The following is a 20,106-nucleotide window of genomic DNA, read 5'->3' as shown; positions in this document are numbered from 1 at the left end:
CCCGCCCCATTCATTCTCACCGCCGGGAGAAAAATTTCGTGAGTAAGACCGTGCTGGACAAAGTCGCTATCCGTCGCGCACTGATTTCCGTCTACGACAAGACCGGTTTGGAGGAGCTGGCCGCTGGCCTGCACGCCGCAGGCGTGCAGCTGGTATCCACCGGCTCCACGGCCAAGAAGATCGCTGCCGCTGGAATTCCCGTGACCGAGGTCGAGCAGGTGACTGGCTCCCCGGAAATGCTCGATGGCCGCGTCAAGACCCTGCACCCGCGCATCCACGGCGGAATCCTTGCAGACCGCCGCGTCACCGAGCACATGGACACCCTCTCCTCGATGGAAATCGAGCAGATCGACCTGGTGGTCGTGAACCTGTACCCATTCGTGCAGACCGTTGCCTCGGGCGCATCCCAGGATGAAGTTGTGGAGCAGATCGACATCGGCGGCCCGGCCATGGTCCGCTCGGCAGCGAAGAACCACGCGGCCGTGTCCATCGTGGTTGACCCGGGTTTCTACCCGCAGGTGATCTCCGCAGCCGCCGAGGGCGGCTTCGACTTGAAGACCCGCCAGCGCCTGGCAGCCAAGGCCTATGCCCACACCGCAGCCTACGACACCGCAGTTGCTTCGTGGACCGCAAGCCAGTTCCTGGATGAGGACGGCGACGGCGTCATCGACTGGCCAGCCTACGCTGGCGTGGCCCTGCAGCGTTCCAACGTGCTGCGCTACGGCGAGAACCCGCACCAGCAGGCTGCCCTGTACGTGGATGAAGCAGCCCCGGCCGGCATCGCCCAGGCTGACCAGCTGCACGGCAAGCCAATGAGCTACAACAACTACGTGGACGCAGATGCCGCACTGCGTGCAGCATTCGATTTCGAGAAGCCAGCGGTGGCAGTGGTCAAGCATGCCAACCCTTGCGGTGTGGCAGTGGCCTCCGATGATGCTGCTGATCCGATCGCCGACGCGCACCGCAAGGCCCACTCGACCGACCCGGTGTCCGCATTCGGCGGCGTTATTGCCGCAAACCGCACGGTAACCAAGGAAATGGCCGAAACCGTCAAGGGCATCTTCACCGAGGTCGTCATCGCCCCGGACTTCGAAGACGAGGCAGTGCAGATCCTCTCGGCCAAGAAGAACATCCGCCTGCTGGCACTGCCAGAAGGCTACGGGCGTAACAAGAACGAGTTCCGCCAGGTCACCGGCGGCATGCTGGTCCAGGTAGGCGACAAGATCGATGCACAGGGCGATAACCCGGCTAACTGGACCCTGGCTGCAGGCGAAGCCGCCGACGCCGCAACCTTGGCTGACCTTCAGTTCGCGTGGAGCGCGGTTCGCGCCGCGAAGTCCAACGCGATCCTGCTGGCGAAGGACGGTGCAGCAGTTGGCATCGGCATGGGCCAGGTCAACCGCATCGACTCATGCAAGCTGGCTGTCGAGCGTGCCAACACCCTCGGCGTGAAGGTCGAGTCCGGAGCGGATGCTGCCGGTGGCGCGGAGAACGCCGACTCGGCTGCTTCCGAGCAGCGCGCCCAGGGGGCAGTTGCTTCCTCGGATGCGTTCTTCCCCTTCGCTGACGGTCTGCAGATCCTGATCGATGCCGGCGTGAAGGCTGTTGTGCAGCCTGGCGGCTCGGTGCGCGATGAGGAAGTCATCGCAGCTGCGAACGAAGCTGGCATCACCATGTACTTCACCGGTGCACGCCACTTCTTCCACTAGTTCTCTGAGCTAGCCAGCGGCCGTGGTGCCAGCGTTTTTCGCTGGGACCGCGGCTTCTGCTTTTAAGCAGGAATTCAGGAATTGCCGGGGCAACTGGCACGGGAGGGGCATGACGAAGATTTTTCCCAAAAAATTTTTGGGATGCCCAGCCCTTGAGAAAATTGCAGGTATCGACTTGTCAGGGCGTAGCACCAAAACGAATAAATAGGTGTCCCGGTGAGCGAGGCGTACCAAGAGCAGATAAATTGTTCAACAACATCTTGCCAAGTTTGTTCAACAACCTGTAATGTCATGTGGGTTACATTGATTCTGTGACGGTTGTCACCACTATCGCATTGGAACGTCATCATGGCACTTCCTGAGTCAACATCCCAAAGCAGCAAGGCGCGGCGCACAGCGCTTCTAGGTGCCATGTTCCTGATGGCTACCAGCGCCATCGGCCCCGGCTTCATCACCCAGACCACCGAGTTCACGGTAAAGATCGGCGCGGCCTTTGCCTTCGCCATCGTGGTCTCCATCCTCGTGGACATCGCTGTCCAGCTCAACGTCTGGCGCGTGATTGGCGTGTCCGGCATGCGCGCCCAGGAGCTGGGCAACAAACTCGTCCCGGGCGTCGGCTGGGTGCTGGCCGCGTTGGTATTCGTCGGCGGCATGGTATTCAATATCGGCAACATCGCCGGTACTGGACTGGGACTGAACGCGATGCTTGGAGTTGACGCCAAAATTGGTGGCGCCATCTCCGCAGCCATTGCCATCCTGGTCTTCCTGTCCAAGAAGGCCGGCATGGCATTGGACCGCATTGTGGTGATGCTCGGAGCCGTCATGATCCTGCTGATGCTGTACGTGGCAATCGTCGCCGCCCCTCCAGTGGGCGATGCGATCCGCAACGTGGTGCTCCCCGAGAAGATCGATTTCCTGATCATCACTACCCTGATCGGTGGCACCGTTGGCGGCTACATCACCTACGCAGGTGCCCACCGCATGATCGATTCGGGCACATCGGGCGTGGAGCATATCAAGTCGATCTCCAACATCTCGACCCTGGCAATTATCGTCACCGGTGTCATGCGCGTGCTGCTCTTCCTAGCGATCCTCGGTGTCGTGGCGGGCGGCGTAGCGTTGACCAGCGACAACAAGGCTGCTGAAGCTTTCGGCCACGCCGCCGGCCCCATCGGCATCCGTGCATTCGGCGTCATCCTCTGGGCCGCTGCGCTGACCAGTGTTATCGGTGCCGCCTACACTTCGGTTTCCTTCATCACCAAGCGCACCACCCCGGAGCGCACCCGCAACCTGATCACCGTGGCGTTCATCCTGGTCTGCGGCATCATCTTCATGTTCCTGGGCAAGGCCCCAGCGACCCTGCTGATCTTCGCCGGCGCGTTCAACGGCCTGATCCTTCCGGTCGGCTTCGCCGTGCTGCTCTGGGTTGCCTGGCGCCGCCGCGACCTGCTCAATGGGTACAAGTACCCGAAGGGCCTGCTGGTCATCGGCGCACTGACCTGGGTCCTGAGCGTATACCTGGGCTGGAACTCGCTGTCGGGTCTGGCCGCACTCTGGAACGGCTAGGGAAAGAAGAGTCATGAAGAACTTCAAGGATATGGAATTAGCTGAGCGGGCGGCGATGTCCCCGCGCGAGGCCCGCGAGCTCTTCCGCGCCGGGCAGGTACTGCCGACCGCTGGAATCAGCGCCGGCTACGCGCAGGCCAATCTGATGATCGTTCCGCAGGAACTGGCCTTCGATGTATTGCTCTTCGCCCAGCGCAATCCGAAGTCCTGCCCCATTCTCGGCGTGCTGGAGGCCGGGCAGACCAGCAGCGAATTGCTGGCCGGGGGAGATATCCGCACGGATGTCCCCAAGTACCTGGTGTACGAAAACGGGATCAAGGTCGCTGAACCCACCGATCTGGGGGATTACTGGCGCGATGACCTGGTGACGTTCATCGTGGGCTGTTCCTTCACCTTCGAAGCGGCGCTGATGGAAAGCGGCATTTCGGTGGCGCACATCGACCAGGGCGTCAACGTCCCGATGTACAAGACCAACCGCCGTTCGGCAACCGCCGGCGCCATCTCCGGTCCCATGGTCGTGTCCATGCGTCCCATCCCCGCCTCGCAGGTCGCCGACGCGGTGCGCATCACTTCCCGGTACCCGGCGGTGCACGGCGCGCCAGTGCACATCGGCAATCCAGGGGAACTGGGCATCGAGGATCTGGCGGCCCCTGACTTCGGGGACGCCGTGCAAATCCCGGAAGGGAGTATCCCGGTGTTCTGGGCGTGCGGGGTGACCCCGCAGGCAGCAGTCATGGAATCACGCCCGGCATTGGCCATCGGCCACGCTCCGGGGCATATGCTCATCACCGACATCAGGGATACCGAATACCAGGTTCCCTGATCCCGAAAGCTGAACGCGGCGGCCATCCCCCAAAAGGCCGCCGCGTTCCTTATTTAATGGCGGAGCGCTATTTTTGCTGCTCGGCCCAAGCCTGGACTTCTGCGACAAGCGCCCGCCTGGACTGCTCATCCAGGAACGAGGATTCGAAAGAGTTCTTCGCCAAGGTGGCCAGCTGCTCGGAGCTGAAGCTGAATTGCTCCATCAAGGCATCGAAGTTGGCATCCATGTAGCCGCCGAAGTAGGCCGGGTCATCGGAGTGCACCGAGACCTTCAGGCCCTTGGCAAGCATCTGCGGCAGGGGGTATTCAGCCATGGTGTCCACCGCACGCAAACGGATGTTGGACAGCGGGCAGACAGTCAGCGGCATCTGCTCATCGACCAGGCGCTGCACCAGCTGCGGATCATCCAAGCTCCGGATGCCGTGGTCGACGCGCTGGACCTTGAGCAGGTCCAGGGCCTGCCAGATGTACGCGGCGGGGCCTTCTTCGCCCGCATGCGCCACCACATGCAGCCCGTGGGCCCGGGCGTAGTCGAAGACTTCGGTGAACAGCTCCGGCGGGAAACCGACCTCCGAGGAATCCAAGCCGATGCCATCGATGTCATGCTTCTGCTCAACCAGCACCTTCATCAGCTCCATGGCTTCGGAAGCCGGGGCATGGCGCCAGAAGCAGGCGATGAGCTTGCTGGACAACTCCCAGCGTTCCAGTCCGTCGGCCAAGCCTGCACGGATCCCTGCGATGACTTCGCGCAGGTCCAGGGCACCGCCGATGTGGGCCTGCGGATCGAAGAAAAGCTCGACGTGGCGTACGCCTGAGTCGTGGGCCCGCTGCAGGTACGCGACGGTGATCTCGCGGAAGTCCTGCGCGGTGCGCAGCACGGCCATGTTCGCATAGAACAAGTCCAGGAAGGACTGCAGGTTGGTGAACTGGTATTGGGCACGCAGTTCTTCGATGGACGCGTAGGGCAATTCGATGGAATTCTTCTTGGCCAGGGCCATGATCATTTCCGGCTCCAGGGTTCCTTCCAAGTGGACGTGCAATTCAGCGACAGGCAATTTCACGGGCGATGGCCTTCCAAGCAGGGAACGGATGCACCGCTTGCGAGGATAAGGCCCCGGAACCGGCAAGGTATTCGTTAAACCATACGGTGGCTATCTATGCGCCTTCTTGGAAAGTGCGCGGCGCTCATTTCTGCGATTCAGGTCGCGCTGGGGCCTTGCAGGGAAGGGATGCTGCAGGAGCCCAGGGAGCGTCGACTGCACAAAGGCGCGTCAAAAAGCTGAACTGGCGGGGCAGGAGAGCGCATGTTCCAGTTCGGAACCCTGCTGGCCCAAGCCGATGGGGCTAATTCCCGGCCTCAACGCACCGTGCCGGTGGCCATGGACGCGGTGAGATGAACATCGCAGGCAAATTGGCCTTGCTGGTGCCTTGGCTGAAGCTCAGGAAGAACGCTGGTGAATATGGCTGAGCAATTCGGCTTCAGCGGTATCGAGGTAGCTGCGCAGGGTTTCGGCAGCTTCCATCCGCTTGCCATCGCGCAATAGCGCGAGCAAGGTGGCATTGCGCTCTACATAGTGCGAATGGAAATCCGGGGCATCGCTCATGGCATGGAAGACCAGGCGCATGCGAGCCAGCACCCGACCCATGAGCTCCTGGAGAAGCGCGCTGTGCGAGGAACGCACCAGCTGCTTGTGGAAGTCCTGGTTGGCGCTGGCCATGCGCGCCACGTCGCCGACCGCGAGCCCGGCCCGCGCCTGGGCGATGATCCGCTCCAGCGCTTCCAGGTCCAGCTCCGGGCCCCAGGCCAGGCATGCCGGCTCGATGGTCCGGCGGACCGCATAGATTTCACGCACGTCATCGGCGTCAGGGGAGGCGACAAAGACCCCGCGGTTGGGGATGCGGGTGATGATCAGTTCGCTGTTGAGCAGGGTGAAGCTTTCGCGCAGGGTATTGCGCGAAAGCCCCAGGGATTCGGCCAAGGCCTGTTCGGAGAGCTTGTCGCCAGGCAGCAGTTCGCCTTCGGCAATACGCCGGCGCAGCTCATCGGCAGCCCACACGCCGCTATGCGCGTGCGGTGCTTTAGCTGGGCGGGCGGCGGTAGTGCTGGTGGCATCCATGCTTCCAATTTATCCCATCTGCCCTGCGGTTTTATCCGCCAGGGCGGCGATGCTAATTGATTGTGCCCAAGGTATCGCCGCGACGAACTCCGGTACCCACGCTGATGCTGGCCGCAGTGAATATTCCGGCACGGTGTGCGGTAACAGGGGATTCCATCTTCATCGCCTCGATAATGGCCACGCTCTGGCCGGCTTCCACGCTTTGCCCGTCTTCCACGGTGAAGCGCACCAGGTTGCCGTCCATGCTGCTCTGCACCGCGGAGGCATCTTGTTCGCCAGCCTCTTCGCCCTGCGCGGCGGCAGCCGCTCCAGCGCCCGAGGAGCTGCGCAGCGCATTGGTCATCGCCGCTGGCAGTCCCAGCTGCACGGCCTTGCCATCGAGTTCGATGGTGATCGTTTCGCGGCTGGTGTCGCGCTGGTCCAGATCCATGTCATCGCTGCCTTCCACCTCGTTGAGGAACTCGTCCTCGATCCAGGTGGTGTACACGCCCAGACACTGGCCGGTGAACGCCTCATGATTGATGATGCTGCGGTGGAAGGGCAGTACCGTGGGGACCCCGGCGATGTTGATTTCTTCCAGTGCCAGACGGGCCCGGCGCAAGGCCTGGTCGCGGTCCGCGCCGCGCACAATCAGCTTCGCGATCATCGAATCGTAGAACGGCGGAATGATCGATCCGCTGCGCACACCGGTATCCACGCGCACCCCGGCACCGGTGGGAGCCTCGAAGCGTTCGATGGTGCCCGGTGCTGGAAGGAAGCCGCGGGCCGGATCCTCCGCGTTGATGCGGAATTCGAAGGCGTGGCCGGTTGGCTTCGGGTCTTCGCTCAGCGATAGCGGCAGCCCATCGGCAATGCGGAACTGCTCGGCAACCAGATCCACGCCGGCGGTTTCCTCGGTGATCGGGTGCTCCACCTGCAGGCGGGTGTTCACTTCCAGGAAGGAGATCAGCCCGTCCTGGGCCACCAGGTACTCCACGGTACCGGCGCCCACATAGCCCGCTTCCTTGCAGATGGCGCGCGCCGATTCGTGGATGCGGGTGCGCTGCTCGTCGCTCAAGAATGGTGCAGGGGCTTCTTCGACGAGCTTCTGGTGGCGGCGCTGCAGCGAGCAGTCGCGGGTGCCGATGACCACGACGTTGCCGTGGGTGTCGGCGAGCACCTGGGCTTCGACGTGGCGCGGCTTGGACAGGAAACGCTCTACGAAGCATTCGCCGCGGCCGAAGGCCACGGTGGCTTCGCGGGTGGCGGATTCGAAGGACTCGGCGATGTCATCCATCGAGTGGGCGATCTTGATGCCGCGTCCGCCGCCGCCGAAGGCAGCCTTGATGGCCACCGGCACACCGTATTCCTCGGCGAAGGCGCGCACTTCGGCGGCATCCTTGACCGGTCCGTCGGTGCCCGGGGCCAGCGGAGCGCCGGCGCGGACCGCGATCTGGCGCGCGGTGACCTTGTTGCCCAGGGCTTCGATGGCTTCAGGCGAAGGACCGATCCAGCTCATGCCCGCATCGATGACGGCCTGGGCGAAGCTGGCATTCTCCGAAAGGAAGCCGTAGCCCGGGTGCACCGCATCGGCACCGGAGCGCTTGGCGACCTGGATGATCTTCTCGATGTTCAGGTAGGTCTCGGCGCCGGTGGAACCATGCAGCGGGTACGCTTCATCGGCGCGGCGCACGTGCAGCGCGTCGGCATCCGGATCCGAGTAGATGGCGACCGAAGCGATGTTCGCGTCGGTGGCTGCCCGGGCAATGCGGACCGCGATTTCGCCTCGGTTGGCGATGAGAACTTTTTTCATGACAATCCTTAGGCTTCAGCGGCCGGTTGGCCGGCAGCGGGATGGAGGACGAATCGAATGCTGCTTCCCGGGGGAAGCTGCGCGGCTGCGCTCAAGTCTTCGGCGATGACGGTGGCGATCACCGGATAACCGCCGGTCACCGGATGATCGGCGAGGAACAGTACTGGCAAGCCGGAGGGCGGGACCTGCAACGAGCCTCGGGCCACGCCTTCGCTGGCCAGCTCGCCTGCGCGGATGCGCTGCAGCGGTTGCGCGCCGGTGCCCAGGCGCACGCCAACGCGGTTGGACTCGCTGGTCGCTTCCCACACCTGGCCGGTCAGCTGGGCCAGGCCTGCCGGGCCGAACCAGTCGGCGCGCGGGCCGGCCAGCACCCGCAGCGTGTACACGCCGTGGGCATCGTGGACCGGAAGCGTGCTGGGCAGGGAATTGCCGACGATGTGCCCGATGCGCGGGCGCTGCACCGGAAGCACGTCACCGGATGCCAACGGTGCCGGGCCCACCCCGGAGAGGGTGTCGGTGGACAGCGAGCCGAGGACCGGTTCAAGCCCGATCCGCCCGCGCACCGCCAGATAGCTGCGCAACCCGCGGCCGCCCGAGGTGACCGTGAGGCGCTCGCCGTGCAGCAGGGCGAAGGGCATATTGCCCGCGACCTGGCGTTCGGTGCGCACTTCATCGTCGGCGGCCGGGGTGATCCACAGGTCGGCTTCGGCGCCCGTATGGGCCAGCACCTGGTCCTGCTCGGCTTCGAGCGTGATGCGGCTGCCCAGGTTCTCGATGACTGCGTGGTTGACCGGGTTGCCCACCAGGCGGTTGGCCTGGTGGAAGGCTGCTGGGTCAGCCGCGCCGGCCACGCCGACGCCGAGATTGCCGTAGCCGATGCGCCCGGCATCCTGCAAGAGCGACTGCAGGCCGGAATCGATGATGCGCAGTGCGCTGCTTCCGTCCGCGGCGGGCTGTACTGGCGCGGACGCGGGGGTTTCGCGCACCGCGATCTTCTGCATGGCAGGGGTGAACTTCACGGTGTCCTGCGGGCGGATCAGTGCCGGGTTCTCGCGCTCCAGGTCCCACATCTGCACGTCGGTATGCCCGATCAGCTGCCAGCCTCCGGGGGACTGGCGCGGGTAGACGGCCGAGTACTCGCCGGCGAGCGCGACAGCACCGGCTGGCACCTTGGTGCGCGGTGTTTCGCGGCGCGGCACGTTCAGCTGCTGGTTCTGGCCAAGCAGGTAGGCGAAGCCCGGGGCGAAGCCGCCGAACACCGCACGCCAGGACTGGGTGCTGTGCGCGGTGATGACCGCATCAATGCTCAGCCCGGTCAGCTCGGCGACGGCAGCGAGGTCTTCGCCGTCGTAGTGCACGGGAACGTCAACGACCTTGCCGATGGTTTCAGCGGCCGTGCCGAAAGCCAAGGTCGGCAGCAGGGTGCGGGCACGCTGGGCTTGTTCGGCATTGGAGAATTTGAGCAGCACGGTTTGTGCCGCGGCCAGCAGGTCGCGTTGGCCCTCCAAGGGGGACGCTTCCAAGGCGGCGTTCAGTGCGAGCACCGCATCCAGAGAGTCGAGGTCGACGAGCAGGTCGTGGGAGCCGGCGTGGTGGATAGCGCGGATGCTCACGCGAAGCTCCGAATCTGCACTCCGGCGTTTTCAAGTCCGGCGCGCACGGCGCTGGCCATGGCGACGGCACCGGCGGTGTCGCCGTGCAGGCAGATGCTTTCCGCGGGCATCTTGATGGTGCTGCCGTCGACGGCAACGATGGTTCCTTCGGTGGCCAGCCGGACCATGTTCGCGGCGACCTGCTCGGGGTCATGCAGCACCGCGTTGGCTTCGCGGCGGGAGACCAAGGTGCCTTGCGGGGTGTAGTTGCGGTCGGCGAAGGCTTCAGCCACGCCGCGCAGCCCGGCGGCTTCGGCTTTCTGCAGTGCCAGGGATCCGGGCAGCAGCAGGACCGGCAGGTCGGTGCCGAAGGCCTTGATGGCGTCGATGACGGCCTGGGCGTGGACCTCATGGTGCACGATCGTGTTGTACAGGGCGCCGTGCGGCTTGACGTATTTGATCTCGCTGCCGGCGCTGCGGGCCAATGCCTGCAGGGCGCCGAGCTGGTAGAGCACGTCGTCGGCCAGTTCGGTGGCCGAGCAGTCCAGGAAGCGGCGGCCGAATCCGGCTAAGTCGCGATAGCCGACGTGGGCTCCGATGGTGACATTGGCGCTGACGGCATCGCGGCAGGTCTGGGCGATGGTGCTGGGGTCTCCGGCATGGAAGCCGCAGGCGACGTTGGCTGAGGAAACGGAGGTGAAGATGGCGGCGTCATCGCCCATCTTCCAGTTGCCGAACGACTCGCCTACGTCTGAGTTCAGGTCGATGAATGCCATTGTGATCCCCGTCTCGTGAAAATGCCTTGGTAAAAGAATGCCCTACTTTTCCCAATTGTTCAACAATCCCAGGGGAGGAAGTCTTGGCAAGCGCTCTCACCCGGTGGCTGACTGCCTGGATCGGCTCAGGCAACGGCAAAGCCCGGGGCGGGAATTCACGCGGAATTCCGGCCCCGGGCCTGCGTTATGCGTCAACGGCGGCTGCTATCAGTCTTCGTTGTCGCCATCTTCTTCATGTCCAAAGGGAATCGGCGCGTTCTGCGCCTCGTCTGGATCTGGTACCTCGGTGTTCTTGCCGTGGGGATTCGGCGACTTGTCCGGACCAGTGGTTTCGTCGTGATGTTCCGCTGCCATGATTCCTTCCCTTCATCAGTACTGGATTTTCTCAAGCCAGCTAATAATTGCTGCTTGCCCACAGCCTAGCGGTGATTGCATGCAAACTCCGGAGGATTCAGCGAACTATCATGTTCGCCCGCCGTGGAATCGCAATCAGCAGCCAGGCTGACACCGCGATCCTAGGACAAGCCCACGGCATGGCCCTGCTCATCGACATCCATGTGCATCGCCGCAGGCACCTTCGGAAGCCCCGGCATCGTGGTGAGCGCACCGGTGATGGCGACGATGAAGCCGGCACCGGTTTTCGGAATGATTTCCCGGATCTGCAAGGTGAATCCTTCGGCGGAGCCCAGCAGCTGCGGGTCATCTGAGAAGGAGTACTGGGTTTTGGCAATGCATACCGGAAGATCCTCCCACCCGTTGGCGTGGATCTGCTCCAGCATCCGCTTCGCTCGTGGCGAGTAGTCGACCCCGGCGCCGCCGTAGATTTCCTGGACCAACCGCAGGATCTTCTGTTCAACGGGAAGTTCCAGTGCGTAGAGCGGGGCGAAATTATTGGGCGCATCGATGGCGCGCAGCACCACGCGAGCCAATTCCTGGGTCCCGGCACCGCCTTGGCCCCAGACATCAGCCACGGCACAGGCAATGCCGTTGGCTGCCGCCCACTGGGTGACCACCTGGAGCTCGGCTTCCGTATCGGCGGTGAACCGGTTGACGCCTATCACCGGTTCGACACCGAATTTGCGCACAATCCCCACGTGCCGGGCCAAATTGGCCAGGCCTGCGTTCACGGCCTCGGTGTTCTGCTGATCCAGCTGGTCCTTGGGTACCCCGCCATGCATTTTCAGGGCGCGGATCGTGGCGACCACCACCACGGTGGCAGGCGGGCATCCGGCATAGCGGGCCTTGATGTCCATGAACTTCTCGGCGCCCAGATCCGTGCCGAACCCGGCCTCGGTCACCACGACGTCGGCTAGCGTGCGCGCGGTGTTCGTGGCGATGGCCGAATTGCAGCCGTGCGCGATATTGGCGAACGGGCCGCCATGGATCAGCGCGGGGGTGCCGCCAATGCTCTGCACCAGGTTGGGTTTGAGCGCATCCTTGAGCAATAGCGTCATCGCTCCAGCAGCACCCAAATCATCGACGGTGACCGGCGCCTTGGCATAGGTGTAGCCCAAGGTCATGCGGCCGAGCCTGGCGCGCAGGTCCGCCAACCCGGTGGCCAGGCAGAAGACCGCCATCACTTCGGAAGCCGCCGTGATCTCGAAACCTGCATCCCGTGGCATTCCATCGGCTGGCCCGCCCAGTCCGATGACGATATTGCGCAACGAGCGGTCGTTCATGTCCATCACGCGCTTGAAAGTAATGCGCCGCGGATCGATGCCCAGCGCATTGCCCTGCTGCAGGTGGTTGTCGATCAACGCCATGAGCAGGTTGTTGGCGCTGGTGATCGCGTGGAAGTCCCCGGTGAAATGCAGGTTGATTTCATCCATGGGCAGCACCTGGGACTGGCCTCCACCGGTGGCTCCGCCCTTCATCCCGAAGCTCGGGCCGACTGAGGGCTCGCGCAGCGCGATGATGGTCTTGGTCCCGGTGGCAGCCAGCGCGTCGCCCAGGCCCACCACCATGGTGGATTTGCCTTCCCCCGCCGGCGTCGGGGACATGCCGCTGACCAGGACGACTTTTCCGGGCCGGCTTCCGTTGGCCGGCAGCAGGGCAGGATCAATTTTGGCCTTGTACTTGCCGTAGGGCTCCAGCGCGTCCTGCGGGATTCCGGCCGCCTCGGCAATCCGGGAGATCGGCCTGAGCACTGCCCGCGAGGCAATGGCCAGATCGCTCATATCGGTTTCCGGCAATATTGCCATGTTGTGTCCCCTGTCTGGCTGCCCGGTGACCCGGGAATGAGGAAGACCAAGGCTTCTGGTTTTCCCTGATTGGCCTTCAAGCTATCACCTTGCAGGCGAGGCGAGAAGGCTGCACCAGGCAGAACGTGGATCGGTTCTCGGCACGGTCCGAGGGCCGGACAAGGGGTAGCGGCACCCTAAAACCAACTTCTCAAGAATTTAGTTGCGCCCAAGCCGCGGTCGCTGCTTGAGGACCAGTTCCTGCTCACCGCAGAGCTGATGCTCCCACTGCAGGAATTCTGTGGCATGGCCTCAACTGGTTTCCTCAATCTCGAAAATAGACACAGCGAGCTCAGCATTCCCCGTCGCTTCCAATGCTTCGGGTAACTCTGCCGGAGTTAGCGTTCTCGTGATGAACATTTCCAGTGAATTCGTATTGCAAGACCCCGACTGAACGCCTGATTTCAGAGGTTTGGAATCTGCACGGAAGTCAACGCGCCATCGAGCGTCTTGTTCAGCGGAAGAACGGCACATGTAGGAAACGAGTAGGGACTTCTTGTTCGCACCAGGAATCTTCGGAACGCTCAACTCACTATCTGGCTCAATCAATCCTTCAGTGACAAAAACCAGGTTGGAATCGGATGATTCTTCGTGGCGTTGCTTGGTCAGTTCGGTGAGCTGAGCAGGATCAAAGGATTCATAGACCGATTTAAGCTCCTGGACATCGGCTGACTCTTCGGGGCTCTCCCGAATTGTCGTTGTTGCCGAACTGCTAGCTGATGGCTCAACTGGAGCTTCTGTGCAAGCAGTAAATAATAATGGCGAGACAAGCGCTAAGGCGGCTATTCCTATTGTGGTGCGGGTGATTAGCGGATTATTTGATCCCATTACTCGTCTCCAACTCAGATTTATATACACCTCGCATAGGACTACACGGGGGAGAAGTGCTATGCCTGAGAGTTTATCTGCATCTCATGATCTCTGAGGATCAATGAAAATTTACTTAGCTGTTGGGATAAATGAGCTGGAAAACGACCAATGACCTGCCGCTGCTCGCCAATAAACAGTGCGGAATCGGGCGGTGTCCGTGGCAGTATTCACCCAGGTGTGCGAAGGATGTGGCCGTCGAATGTCGGAAGCAGAATATGACGTAGGTGGTAACTGGTTCCCTGTTCCGGTGCCCAGTAGAAGCGCCTAGGCAACTCCGTGCTTCCCAACGTGAATCGCGGACCAGGCGGTTTCGTGGCCAGCCTCGCGTTTGGGGAACTTATGAGGTCGCCGTAGCCATGCAACTGCCCAGAACCCAACGGACAAGGAAGCGGCCGACAGCCCGGGGTGCCTCCAAGGACAAATGAAGCCCGAGCGGAGGAATTCCACCAGGAATTCCTCCACGCGGGCTGGATACTGTAAGTATCTAGGGCACTTGTCGCTTTCCCGGACACCAGCGCCCGGGCGAATCCGAGCTTTCAGGGCCAGCATCGCCGGAGCATTGCTTCAGTGATTAGCGTGCGGCTTCTCGCCCTTGATCATGAAGGCGAAAACGATGCCGAACGTGGCCAGCACTGCGCCGACGATGAACGAGATGTGCGCGCCGGAGAACAAGGCCTGAGCCAACTCGGACCCTGCATCCAGCTGGACCTCGGAGAGCAGCGACATCACGGTCACGAAGATCGTGGTGCCGATGGCTCCGCCCAGCTGCTGCGCTGTATTGAAGATTGCCGAACCGTGGCCGAACAGCCGAGGATCTACCGAAGCCATCGCGGAGGACATCAAGCCGGTCATCAGCAGGGCCAAGCCGATCGAGAAGACGATATGGCAGAGCATGAACATCCACAACTCGGTCTGCACGGTGATAGTGGTGTACATCCACTGCCCGGCGGCCAGGAGCACGGCGCCGGGGATCAGCACCGGGCGCGGTCCGCGCTTGTCGTAGATCCGCCCGAAAATCGGCGAGGCGATGGCCTGGGCCAGCCCGCCGGGAAGCAGCATGATGCCGATCTGCAGCGAGTCGATGCCCTGGCCGGATTCCAGCAGGATCGGCACGATCATCAGCGAACCGAGCAGGGTGCCGAAGGCGATCATGATCATCGCTATCGCGAAGCTGAAGCTGCGCGAGGCAAACGGGGCCAGATTCAGCAGTTCACGGCCGCTGGCGGCCAATTTGACCTGGCGGATGATGAACAGGGCCAGGGCCACCAGGCCGATGGCGAAGCTGGCGATCATCATCGCGGAGTTATCTGCGGCATGCTCGATGCTGGAAATGCCGTACACCAGGAACCCGAAAGCCAAGGCGGATAGCAGGACCGAAGCGGAATCCACCTTGATCTTGCGTGCGGTGGAAGGGATCTTGAAGAAGATGGCGCCCAGTACCAAGACCGCCACGGCGATCGGCAGCATCAGGATAAAGATGTAGTGCCAGTCCAAGGCGTGCACGACGGCACCCGAAGCGGTCGGGCCGATGGCCGGGCCCACGCCGATGACGATCGAGTTCAGCCCCATGACGGTGCCGCGCTGGTGGACAGGCACCAGAGCCAAGGTGGTGGTCATCAGCAGGGGCAGGATGATGGCCGTGCCAACGGCCTGGATGATGCGCGCCAGCAGCAAGAAGGCGAAGCTCGGCGCCAGAACTGCGATGGCGGTGCCCAGGATGAAGCTGAGGATCGCGAAGAAGAACAGCGACCGGTGCGCGAAGCGCTGCAGCAGATAGCCGGTGGTGGGGATGACTACCGACAGGGTCAGAAGGAATCCGGTGGTGAGCCATTGTCCGGTGGATGCCGAAATGGACAGATCCTGCATGATGCCGGGCAGTGCCACGGTGAGCACGGTTTCGTTCAGGATCATCATGAACGCGGCCAGAGCCAGGGAGGCGATGATGCCGGTCAGGGCTTTGCCGGTGGGCTGCCCGGCGGGCGCGGCTCCTGGCTTTGCGCTGGTTGCAGCGGGTTTTGTCGTCATGGATTCTTCTTCCTCTGGGGTGCCAACCGCTAAATACTGTCACACTCTGCCACTTTTTCGGAAGCGAATCTGTCAGACTGTGACAGGAAACAAATTCGGTGGACGTAGCCTGCGCGGCACGGGCGGCCTTTGAGCATTGGAGAGCACCATGGGGATTCGGGAGGAGCGCAAGGCGGCTACCCTCCAGGCAATTCACGCAGCGGCCCTGGACCTGGTGGAATCCCACGGCCTGGACTCGGTGACCGTGGGGCAGATTGCCGCCCGGGCCGGCATTTCCGAACGGACGTTCTTCCGCTATTGCGACTCCAGGGAAGCGGCCATCGTGCCCGCCCAGCATGAGCTGATCGACGCTGTGGCCGGATGCGAGATTGCTCCCGGGTCCACGAGTGCGCAGATCTTCCGCCTGCTCGCCGGCGAATGCCGCAGGATCCTGGTCGCGGAGATCCGTGCCAGCGAATACCGCCGCATTTCCCGGTTGATTGTCATCGAGCCGAAACTCCTGCTGGCCATCACCCGGCAGGAGCAAGCCTTCTCGGCAGCCACCGCGCAAGAGCTGCGCCGTCGCGGCCTGCTGCCGGCCATGCCTGCCCTGATGATCGGCGAAACCCTGGCTGTCCTCTGGCGCGTGGCCTGGCAGTGCTTCGGCCAGGCGGAGCAGGCCGGGGAGCCTGCAGATCCAGTTGAGCTCTTCGATGAGGCCATGGCGAATCTCGAAGCGCTGGCCGGCGGAAGAGCCGAATAGCGAATAACTCTGTTGAGTTATCGCTGATTAACTTAAATGTGACGAACTACTTGCGCTCTGTCCAGCCCGGCATTTCGGCGAATATCAGGGATTGCCGCGCATATTTCTGTTGGCCGGAAAGTGTGGTGCTGGCCAAAATCAGGTAGATTTGGAACGTTGAGTTCAGGGCGGATAACCCCGCTTCCACACGACGTTCAGGGAGACGCCACACCTATGGCAAAGATTATTTACACCCATACCGATGAAGCGCCGATGCTGGCGACCCACTCGTTCCTGCCAATCGTGGAGGCCTTCGCCTCGACCGCTGGTGTGGAACTTGAGACCCGCGACATCTCGCTGGCCGGTCGCATTATCGCTACCTTCCCGGACTATGTGACCGAAGAACAGCGCATTTCCGATGCTTTGGCAGAACTTGGCGAACTGGCCAAGACCCCAGAGGCCAACATCATCAAGCTGCCGAACATCTCGGCTTCGATCCCGCAGCTGAAGGCTGCTGTCGCCGAGCTGCAGGCCGCCGGTTACGCACTGCCTGACTACCCAGACAACCCGAGCTCGGATGAAGAGACCGACATCCGCGCCCGCTACGACAAGATCAAGGGTTCGGCAGTGAACCCAGTGCTGCGCGAAGGCAACTCGGACCGCCGTGCACCGCTGAGTGTGAAGAACTACGCCCGCAAGTACCCGCACTCCATGGGCGAATGGTCCGCTGATTCGAAGACCAACGTCGCCACCATGGGCGTTGACGACTTCGCAGCCAACGAGAAGTCCGTCGTCATCGACGCGGACAAGAAGATCTCGATCCGCTTCGTCGGCGAAGACGGCGAAGTCAAGGTCCTGAAGAAGCCATTCGACGTGCTGGCCGGCGAAGTCATCGACGGCACCGTCATGCACGCCGCAGCGCTCTCCGAGTTCCTGAAGAACTCCGTAGCCCGCGCCAAGGAAGAAGGCGTGCTGTTCTCGGCGCACCTGAAGGCCACCATGATGAAGGTTTCGGACCCGATCATCTTCGGCCACGTGGTCAAGGCCTACTTCTCCGAGCTGTTCGACACCTACGGCGACGAGCTGGCAGCAGCCGGCCTGAACCCGAACAACGGCCTGGCAGCCATCATCGGCGGCCTGGACGAACTGTCCGACGAGGTCCGCGCCGGCGTGGAGAAGCTGATCGCCAAGGGCCTGGAAGAGGGCCCGGAAGTTGCCATGGTCGATTCCGACAAGGGCATCACCAACCTGCACGTTCCATCGGACGTGATCGTTGACGCTTCGATGCCGGCAATGATCCGCCTGGGCGGCAAGATGTGGGATGCCAAGGGCAACACCGCAGACACCCTGGCTGTACTGCCGGATTCCTCCTACGCAGGCATCTACCAGGTTGCCATCGACGACTGCCGTGCCAACGGCGCCTTCGACCCAACCACCATGGGCACCGTGCCAAACGTCGGCCTGATGGCACAGAAGGCCGAAGAATACGGCTCCCACGACAAGACCTTCGAAATTGCCGGCAACGGCCATGTGCAGATTGTCGACGAGAACGACACCGTGCTCATCGAGCACCAGGTCTTCACCGGTGACATCTGGCGTGCATGCCAGGCCAAGGACGTAGCCATCCGCGACTGGGTGAAGCTGGCCGTGAACCGCGCCCGCGCTTCGCAGACCCCTGCGGTCTTCTGGCTGGACGAGAAGCGCGCCCACGACGCCGTGCTGATCAGCAAGGTCAACGAGTACCTCAAGGACCACGACACCGAGGGCCTGACCATCAAGATCCTGTCCCCAATCGAGGCTACCAAGTACTCGATCGATCGCATCCGCAAGGGCGAGGACACCATCTCGGTGACCGGCAACGTGCTGCGCGACTACCTGACCGACCTGTTCCCGATCCTGGAATTGGGCACCTCGGCCAAGATGCTCTCGATCGTTCCACTGCTGGCTGGCGGCGGACTGTTCGAGACCGGTGCCGGTGGTTCGGCTCCGAAGCACGTGCAGCAGCTGGTGAACGAAAACCACCTGCGCTGGGATTCGCTGGGCGAGTTCATGGCCCTGGGCGCTTCCTTCGAGCACCTGGCCGCGAACTACGGCAACGCTCGTGCCCAGGTTCTGGCCGACACCCTCGATGCTGCGACCGGCACCTTCCTGATGGAAGACAAGTCGCCAAAGCGCAAGGTCGGCGAGCTGGATAACCGCGGCAGCCACTTCTACCTGGCTAAGTTCTGGGCTGAAGAACTGGCCAAGCAGGACAAGGACGCAGAACTGGCACAGGCCTTCTCCGCAGTAGCCAAGGCACTGAGCGAGAACGAAGAAGCCATCGTTGCCGAATTGGCCGAGGTCCAGGGCAAGGCAGTAGACATCGCTGGCTACTACCGCCCAGACGAAGCCAAGACTGCAGCAATCATGCGCCCAAGCGCAACGCTGAACAAGGCTCTGGAACTGCTGACCAAGTAGTCTCTTAGATCCCAGTCCGCCGGCCCCAATCCTCATCGAGGATTGGGGCCGGCGGCGTTAATATGCTATGAGTCAAATGACACCATTGTTGATACTCTATGTATTAATATGTATTTATTGCTAACATGGTGTCATGGCAACGACTCATCCTCTAAGAATCTCTTCTACTGTGGCAGCACGCAAAGGAATAGGATTCATTACGACTCAGGCTCAGGAACGCCCGGTGACTTTGACGAGCCACGGAAAGCCTGTTGCAGTTGTCATGAGCGCCGCCGAACGTGATGAACAGCGCCGGCTTCTACGCGAAGTTGAGTTGAAGGTGCTGAGCATGGCGGCCAACCTCGTCGCTGACCGTTCGGCAATGTTGACGACGGATCAGGCTCGGGAGAAGCTCTTTGCCTCCGATTGATGAGCTACCACAACAGCAAGCTGAAGTTGTATTCACCGAAGAAAGCATTGACTGGCTGATCGAAAACGTTGTTGCCCCGCAGCGGGAAAACGTGATGGACACGATCGTTTCGCTGTTCGCTGCTCCACAGGGCAAGCACCCTCTTTCACATCAGAACAAGACAAACTTGGTCGGCTTCAACACGGTTGAGGCGGCGCAAAGAGAGTTCCGCATCATATATAGGGTGAGCGTGCGTGAAGGCGTTGGCCTGATTGAAGTCATAACAATCGGTCATCGACGTGACGATGAGGTGTATGTTTACGCGCACGACCTGATTCAATCCGGCAAACTCAGCGAAGCAGAACAAACCCAGATCTGGGATGCGCTGACGCTGATCGATGACACCAAGGCACGTGTCGGTTTGGAAGATTGGGACTATAAGGAGGAACCGGCTCCTGAAGGGCTCATTAAATCGGCTGTTGCTGCAGGGGCGCTCGACGAGGATTTCGCCAGAATACTGTCGAAGGACGAAATTGTCGTTGCCATGTCAGCGGCATGGGTAAACGGCGAAGTGAACCACGAAGCTGCCATTGCAGCAGCTCTTGGGCGCATCGCAACAAGCACTCGACCAGACCGCATCTTGGCGAGTAGGCGCGAGCCCAGATGCGGGGCAATCATGCCCAAGCTGAAAACACCGTGCATTCGGGTCAAGGGGCATGCTGGTGCCCATCGCGGACACAGGTAACCTGAACCAAACTTATCCGCAGTCTGGGCCCTTAAGCATTTGGAGCTTGATCATCGAATCGAACCAATTGATCGCCACTCATGACAAAGAGCGGCGATCAATGAATTTAATGCGGCAGATAACCTGTTTCGTGCTGAGTGACTACCTGACCGACCTATTTCCGATCTTGGAACTAGTCACCTCGGCGGTATTGCGCGCTAGCGCAACGCTGAACAAGGCTCTGGAACTGCTGACTAAGTAGTCCTCCCGAGTTGAAACAGGCAGGCGCCGCCCGAAGGGGCGGCGC

Annotated in this window: 17 protein-coding genes; 8 read left to right on the top strand and 9 right to left on the bottom strand. The window is 61.9% G+C overall.

Translation table 11 applies throughout. The features are described from left to right. The first annotated feature begins 38 nt into the window (after nt 1-38). The 3 genes from purH to ACRDT3_RS17120 all read left to right on the top strand — a co-directional run bounded on the left by purH (nt 39) and on the right by ACRDT3_RS17120 (nt 4,098). Nucleotides 39-1,709 (top strand): bifunctional phosphoribosylaminoimidazolecarboxamide formyltransferase/IMP cyclohydrolase, encoded by a 1,671-nt coding sequence (gene purH, locus ACRDT3_RS17130; RefSeq protein ID WP_431494138.1) that lies wholly within the window; start codon nt 39-41, stop codon nt 1,707-1,709. Nucleotides 1,710-2,057: 348 nt separating this feature from the next. Next, nucleotides 2,058-3,275 carry an NRAMP family divalent metal transporter gene (locus ACRDT3_RS17125; RefSeq protein WP_431494137.1) on the top strand — a complete coding sequence of 406 codons (1,218 nt, stop codon included), beginning with the start codon at nt 2,058-2,060 and terminating at the stop codon, nt 3,273-3,275. 13 nt (nt 3,276-3,288) lie between these two features. Continuing rightward, nucleotides 3,289-4,098, top strand: coding sequence for a putative hydro-lyase (locus ACRDT3_RS17120; protein ID WP_013348014.1), 810 nt, complete (start codon nt 3,289-3,291; stop codon nt 4,096-4,098). A gap of 67 nt (nt 4,099-4,165) precedes the next feature. Here ACRDT3_RS17120 and ACRDT3_RS17115 read toward each other — a convergent pair whose 3' ends face one another. The 9 genes from ACRDT3_RS17115 to ACRDT3_RS17075 form a co-directional block, all read right to left on the bottom strand. Then, a complete protein-coding gene (locus ACRDT3_RS17115; protein ID WP_431494136.1) occupies nt 4,166-5,158 on the bottom strand; it encodes an adenosine deaminase in 993 nt (330 codons plus the stop codon). 378 nt (nt 5,159-5,536) lie between these two features. Continuing rightward, nucleotides 5,537-6,214, bottom strand: coding sequence for a GntR family transcriptional regulator (locus tag ACRDT3_RS17110; protein WP_431494135.1), 678 nt, complete (start codon nt 6,212-6,214; stop codon nt 5,537-5,539). A gap of 52 nt (nt 6,215-6,266) precedes the next feature. Further along, the gene (locus ACRDT3_RS17105; RefSeq protein ID WP_431494134.1) at nt 6,267-8,006 is read right to left on the bottom strand and encodes an acetyl/propionyl/methylcrotonyl-CoA carboxylase subunit alpha; all 1,740 of its coding nucleotides are present in this window, start codon (nt 8,004-8,006) and stop codon (nt 6,267-6,269) included. An 8-nt stretch (nt 8,007-8,014) separates the two neighbouring features. After that, the gene (locus tag ACRDT3_RS17100; protein ID WP_431494133.1) at nt 8,015-9,619 is read right to left on the bottom strand and encodes a carboxyltransferase domain-containing protein; all 1,605 of its coding nucleotides are present in this window, start codon (nt 9,617-9,619) and stop codon (nt 8,015-8,017) included. Further along, nucleotides 9,616-10,374: a LamB/YcsF family protein gene (locus tag ACRDT3_RS17095; RefSeq protein ID WP_431494132.1), complete on the bottom strand. Its 759-nt coding sequence runs from the start codon at nt 10,372-10,374 to the stop codon at nt 9,616-9,618. Before ACRDT3_RS17095 ends, ACRDT3_RS17100 begins: the two co-directional genes overlap by 4 nt. Before the next feature lie 207 nt (nt 10,375-10,581). Next, complete coding sequence (locus ACRDT3_RS17090; protein ID WP_013348020.1) at nt 10,582-10,728, bottom strand: hypothetical protein; 147 nt, start codon at nt 10,726-10,728, stop codon at nt 10,582-10,584. A 161-nt stretch (nt 10,729-10,889) separates the two neighbouring features. Beyond that, the gene (locus tag ACRDT3_RS17085) at nt 10,890-12,575 is read right to left on the bottom strand and encodes a formate--tetrahydrofolate ligase (protein WP_431494131.1); all 1,686 of its coding nucleotides are present in this window, start codon (nt 12,573-12,575) and stop codon (nt 10,890-10,892) included. A gap of 291 nt (nt 12,576-12,866) precedes the next feature. Further along, entirely contained in the window at nt 12,867-13,442 is a 576-nt protein-coding gene (locus ACRDT3_RS17080; RefSeq protein ID WP_431494130.1) for a hypothetical protein, read from the bottom strand. Nucleotides 13,443-14,048: 606 nt separating this feature from the next. Then, on the bottom strand, nt 14,049-15,509 hold the full coding sequence (locus tag ACRDT3_RS17075) for an MDR family MFS transporter (RefSeq protein WP_431494129.1): 1,461 nt from the start codon (nt 15,507-15,509) through the stop codon (nt 14,049-14,051). 148 nt (nt 15,510-15,657) lie between these two features. On the opposite strand from ACRDT3_RS17075, the gene ACRDT3_RS17070 reads away from it, so the two are divergent. The 5 genes from ACRDT3_RS17070 to ACRDT3_RS17050 all read left to right on the top strand — a co-directional run bounded on the left by ACRDT3_RS17070 (nt 15,658) and on the right by ACRDT3_RS17050 (nt 20,061). Beyond that, the gene (locus tag ACRDT3_RS17070) at nt 15,658-16,251 is read left to right on the top strand and encodes a TetR family transcriptional regulator (protein ID WP_431494128.1); all 594 of its coding nucleotides are present in this window, start codon (nt 15,658-15,660) and stop codon (nt 16,249-16,251) included. 213 nt (nt 16,252-16,464) lie between these two features. Beyond that, nucleotides 16,465-18,687, top strand: coding sequence for an NADP-dependent isocitrate dehydrogenase (locus tag ACRDT3_RS17065; RefSeq protein WP_431494127.1), 2,223 nt, complete (start codon nt 16,465-16,467; stop codon nt 18,685-18,687). A gap of 133 nt (nt 18,688-18,820) precedes the next feature. Beyond that, the gene (locus tag ACRDT3_RS17060; protein ID WP_013348025.1) at nt 18,821-19,096 is read left to right on the top strand and encodes a type II toxin-antitoxin system prevent-host-death family antitoxin; all 276 of its coding nucleotides are present in this window, start codon (nt 18,821-18,823) and stop codon (nt 19,094-19,096) included. Continuing rightward, the gene (locus tag ACRDT3_RS17055; protein WP_013348026.1) at nt 19,083-19,820 is read left to right on the top strand and encodes a type II toxin-antitoxin system RelE family toxin; all 738 of its coding nucleotides are present in this window, start codon (nt 19,083-19,085) and stop codon (nt 19,818-19,820) included. The genes ACRDT3_RS17060 and ACRDT3_RS17055 overlap by 14 nt, the downstream gene beginning before the upstream one ends. Nucleotides 19,821-19,866: 46 nt before the next feature. After that, on the top strand, nt 19,867-20,061 hold the full coding sequence (locus ACRDT3_RS17050; protein WP_431494126.1) for an NADP-dependent isocitrate dehydrogenase: 195 nt from the start codon (nt 19,867-19,869) through the stop codon (nt 20,059-20,061). The last annotated feature ends 45 nt before the right edge of the window (nt 20,062-20,106 follow it).

The organism is Glutamicibacter sp., assembly GCF_050701915.1.
GTDB lineage: Bacteria > Actinomycetota > Actinomycetes > Actinomycetales > Micrococcaceae > Glutamicibacter.
The sequence above is the reverse complement of the archived record's forward strand: the minus strand, read 5'-3'. Positions and strand labels throughout refer to the sequence as shown.

Excerpts from the sequence above, each read along its gene's own strand:
- ACRDT3_RS17125 (WP_431494137.1), top strand. The coding sequence starts at position 2,058 with ATGGCACTTCCTGAGTCAACATCCCAAAGCAGCAAGGCGCGGCGCACA.
- ACRDT3_RS17120 (WP_013348014.1), top strand. The coding sequence starts at position 3,289 with ATGAAGAACTTCAAGGATATGGAATTAGCTGAGCGGGCGGCGATGTCC.
- ACRDT3_RS17110 (WP_431494135.1), bottom strand. The coding sequence starts at position 6,214 with ATGGATGCCACCAGCACTACCGCCGCCCGCCCAGCTAAAGCACCGCAC.
- ACRDT3_RS17105 (WP_431494134.1), bottom strand. The coding sequence starts at position 8,006 with ATGAAAAAAGTTCTCATCGCCAACCGAGGCGAAATCGCGGTCCGCATT.
- ACRDT3_RS17095 (WP_431494132.1), bottom strand. The coding sequence starts at position 10,374 with ATGGCATTCATCGACCTGAACTCAGACGTAGGCGAGTCGTTCGGCAAC.
- ACRDT3_RS17090 (WP_013348020.1), bottom strand. The coding sequence starts at position 10,728 with ATGGCAGCGGAACATCACGACGAAACCACTGGTCCGGACAAGTCGCCG.
- ACRDT3_RS17085 (WP_431494131.1), bottom strand. The coding sequence starts at position 12,575 with ATGGCAATATTGCCGGAAACCGATATGAGCGATCTGGCCATTGCCTCG.
- ACRDT3_RS17080 (WP_431494130.1), bottom strand. The coding sequence starts at position 13,442 with ATGGGATCAAATAATCCGCTAATCACCCGCACCACAATAGGAATAGCC.
- ACRDT3_RS17075 (WP_431494129.1), bottom strand. The coding sequence starts at position 15,509 with ATGACGACAAAACCCGCTGCAACCAGCGCAAAGCCAGGAGCCGCGCCC.
- ACRDT3_RS17070 (WP_431494128.1), top strand. The coding sequence starts at position 15,658 with ATGGGGATTCGGGAGGAGCGCAAGGCGGCTACCCTCCAGGCAATTCAC.
- ACRDT3_RS17065 (WP_431494127.1), top strand. The coding sequence starts at position 16,465 with ATGGCAAAGATTATTTACACCCATACCGATGAAGCGCCGATGCTGGCG.
- ACRDT3_RS17060 (WP_013348025.1), top strand. The coding sequence starts at position 18,821 with ATGGCAACGACTCATCCTCTAAGAATCTCTTCTACTGTGGCAGCACGC.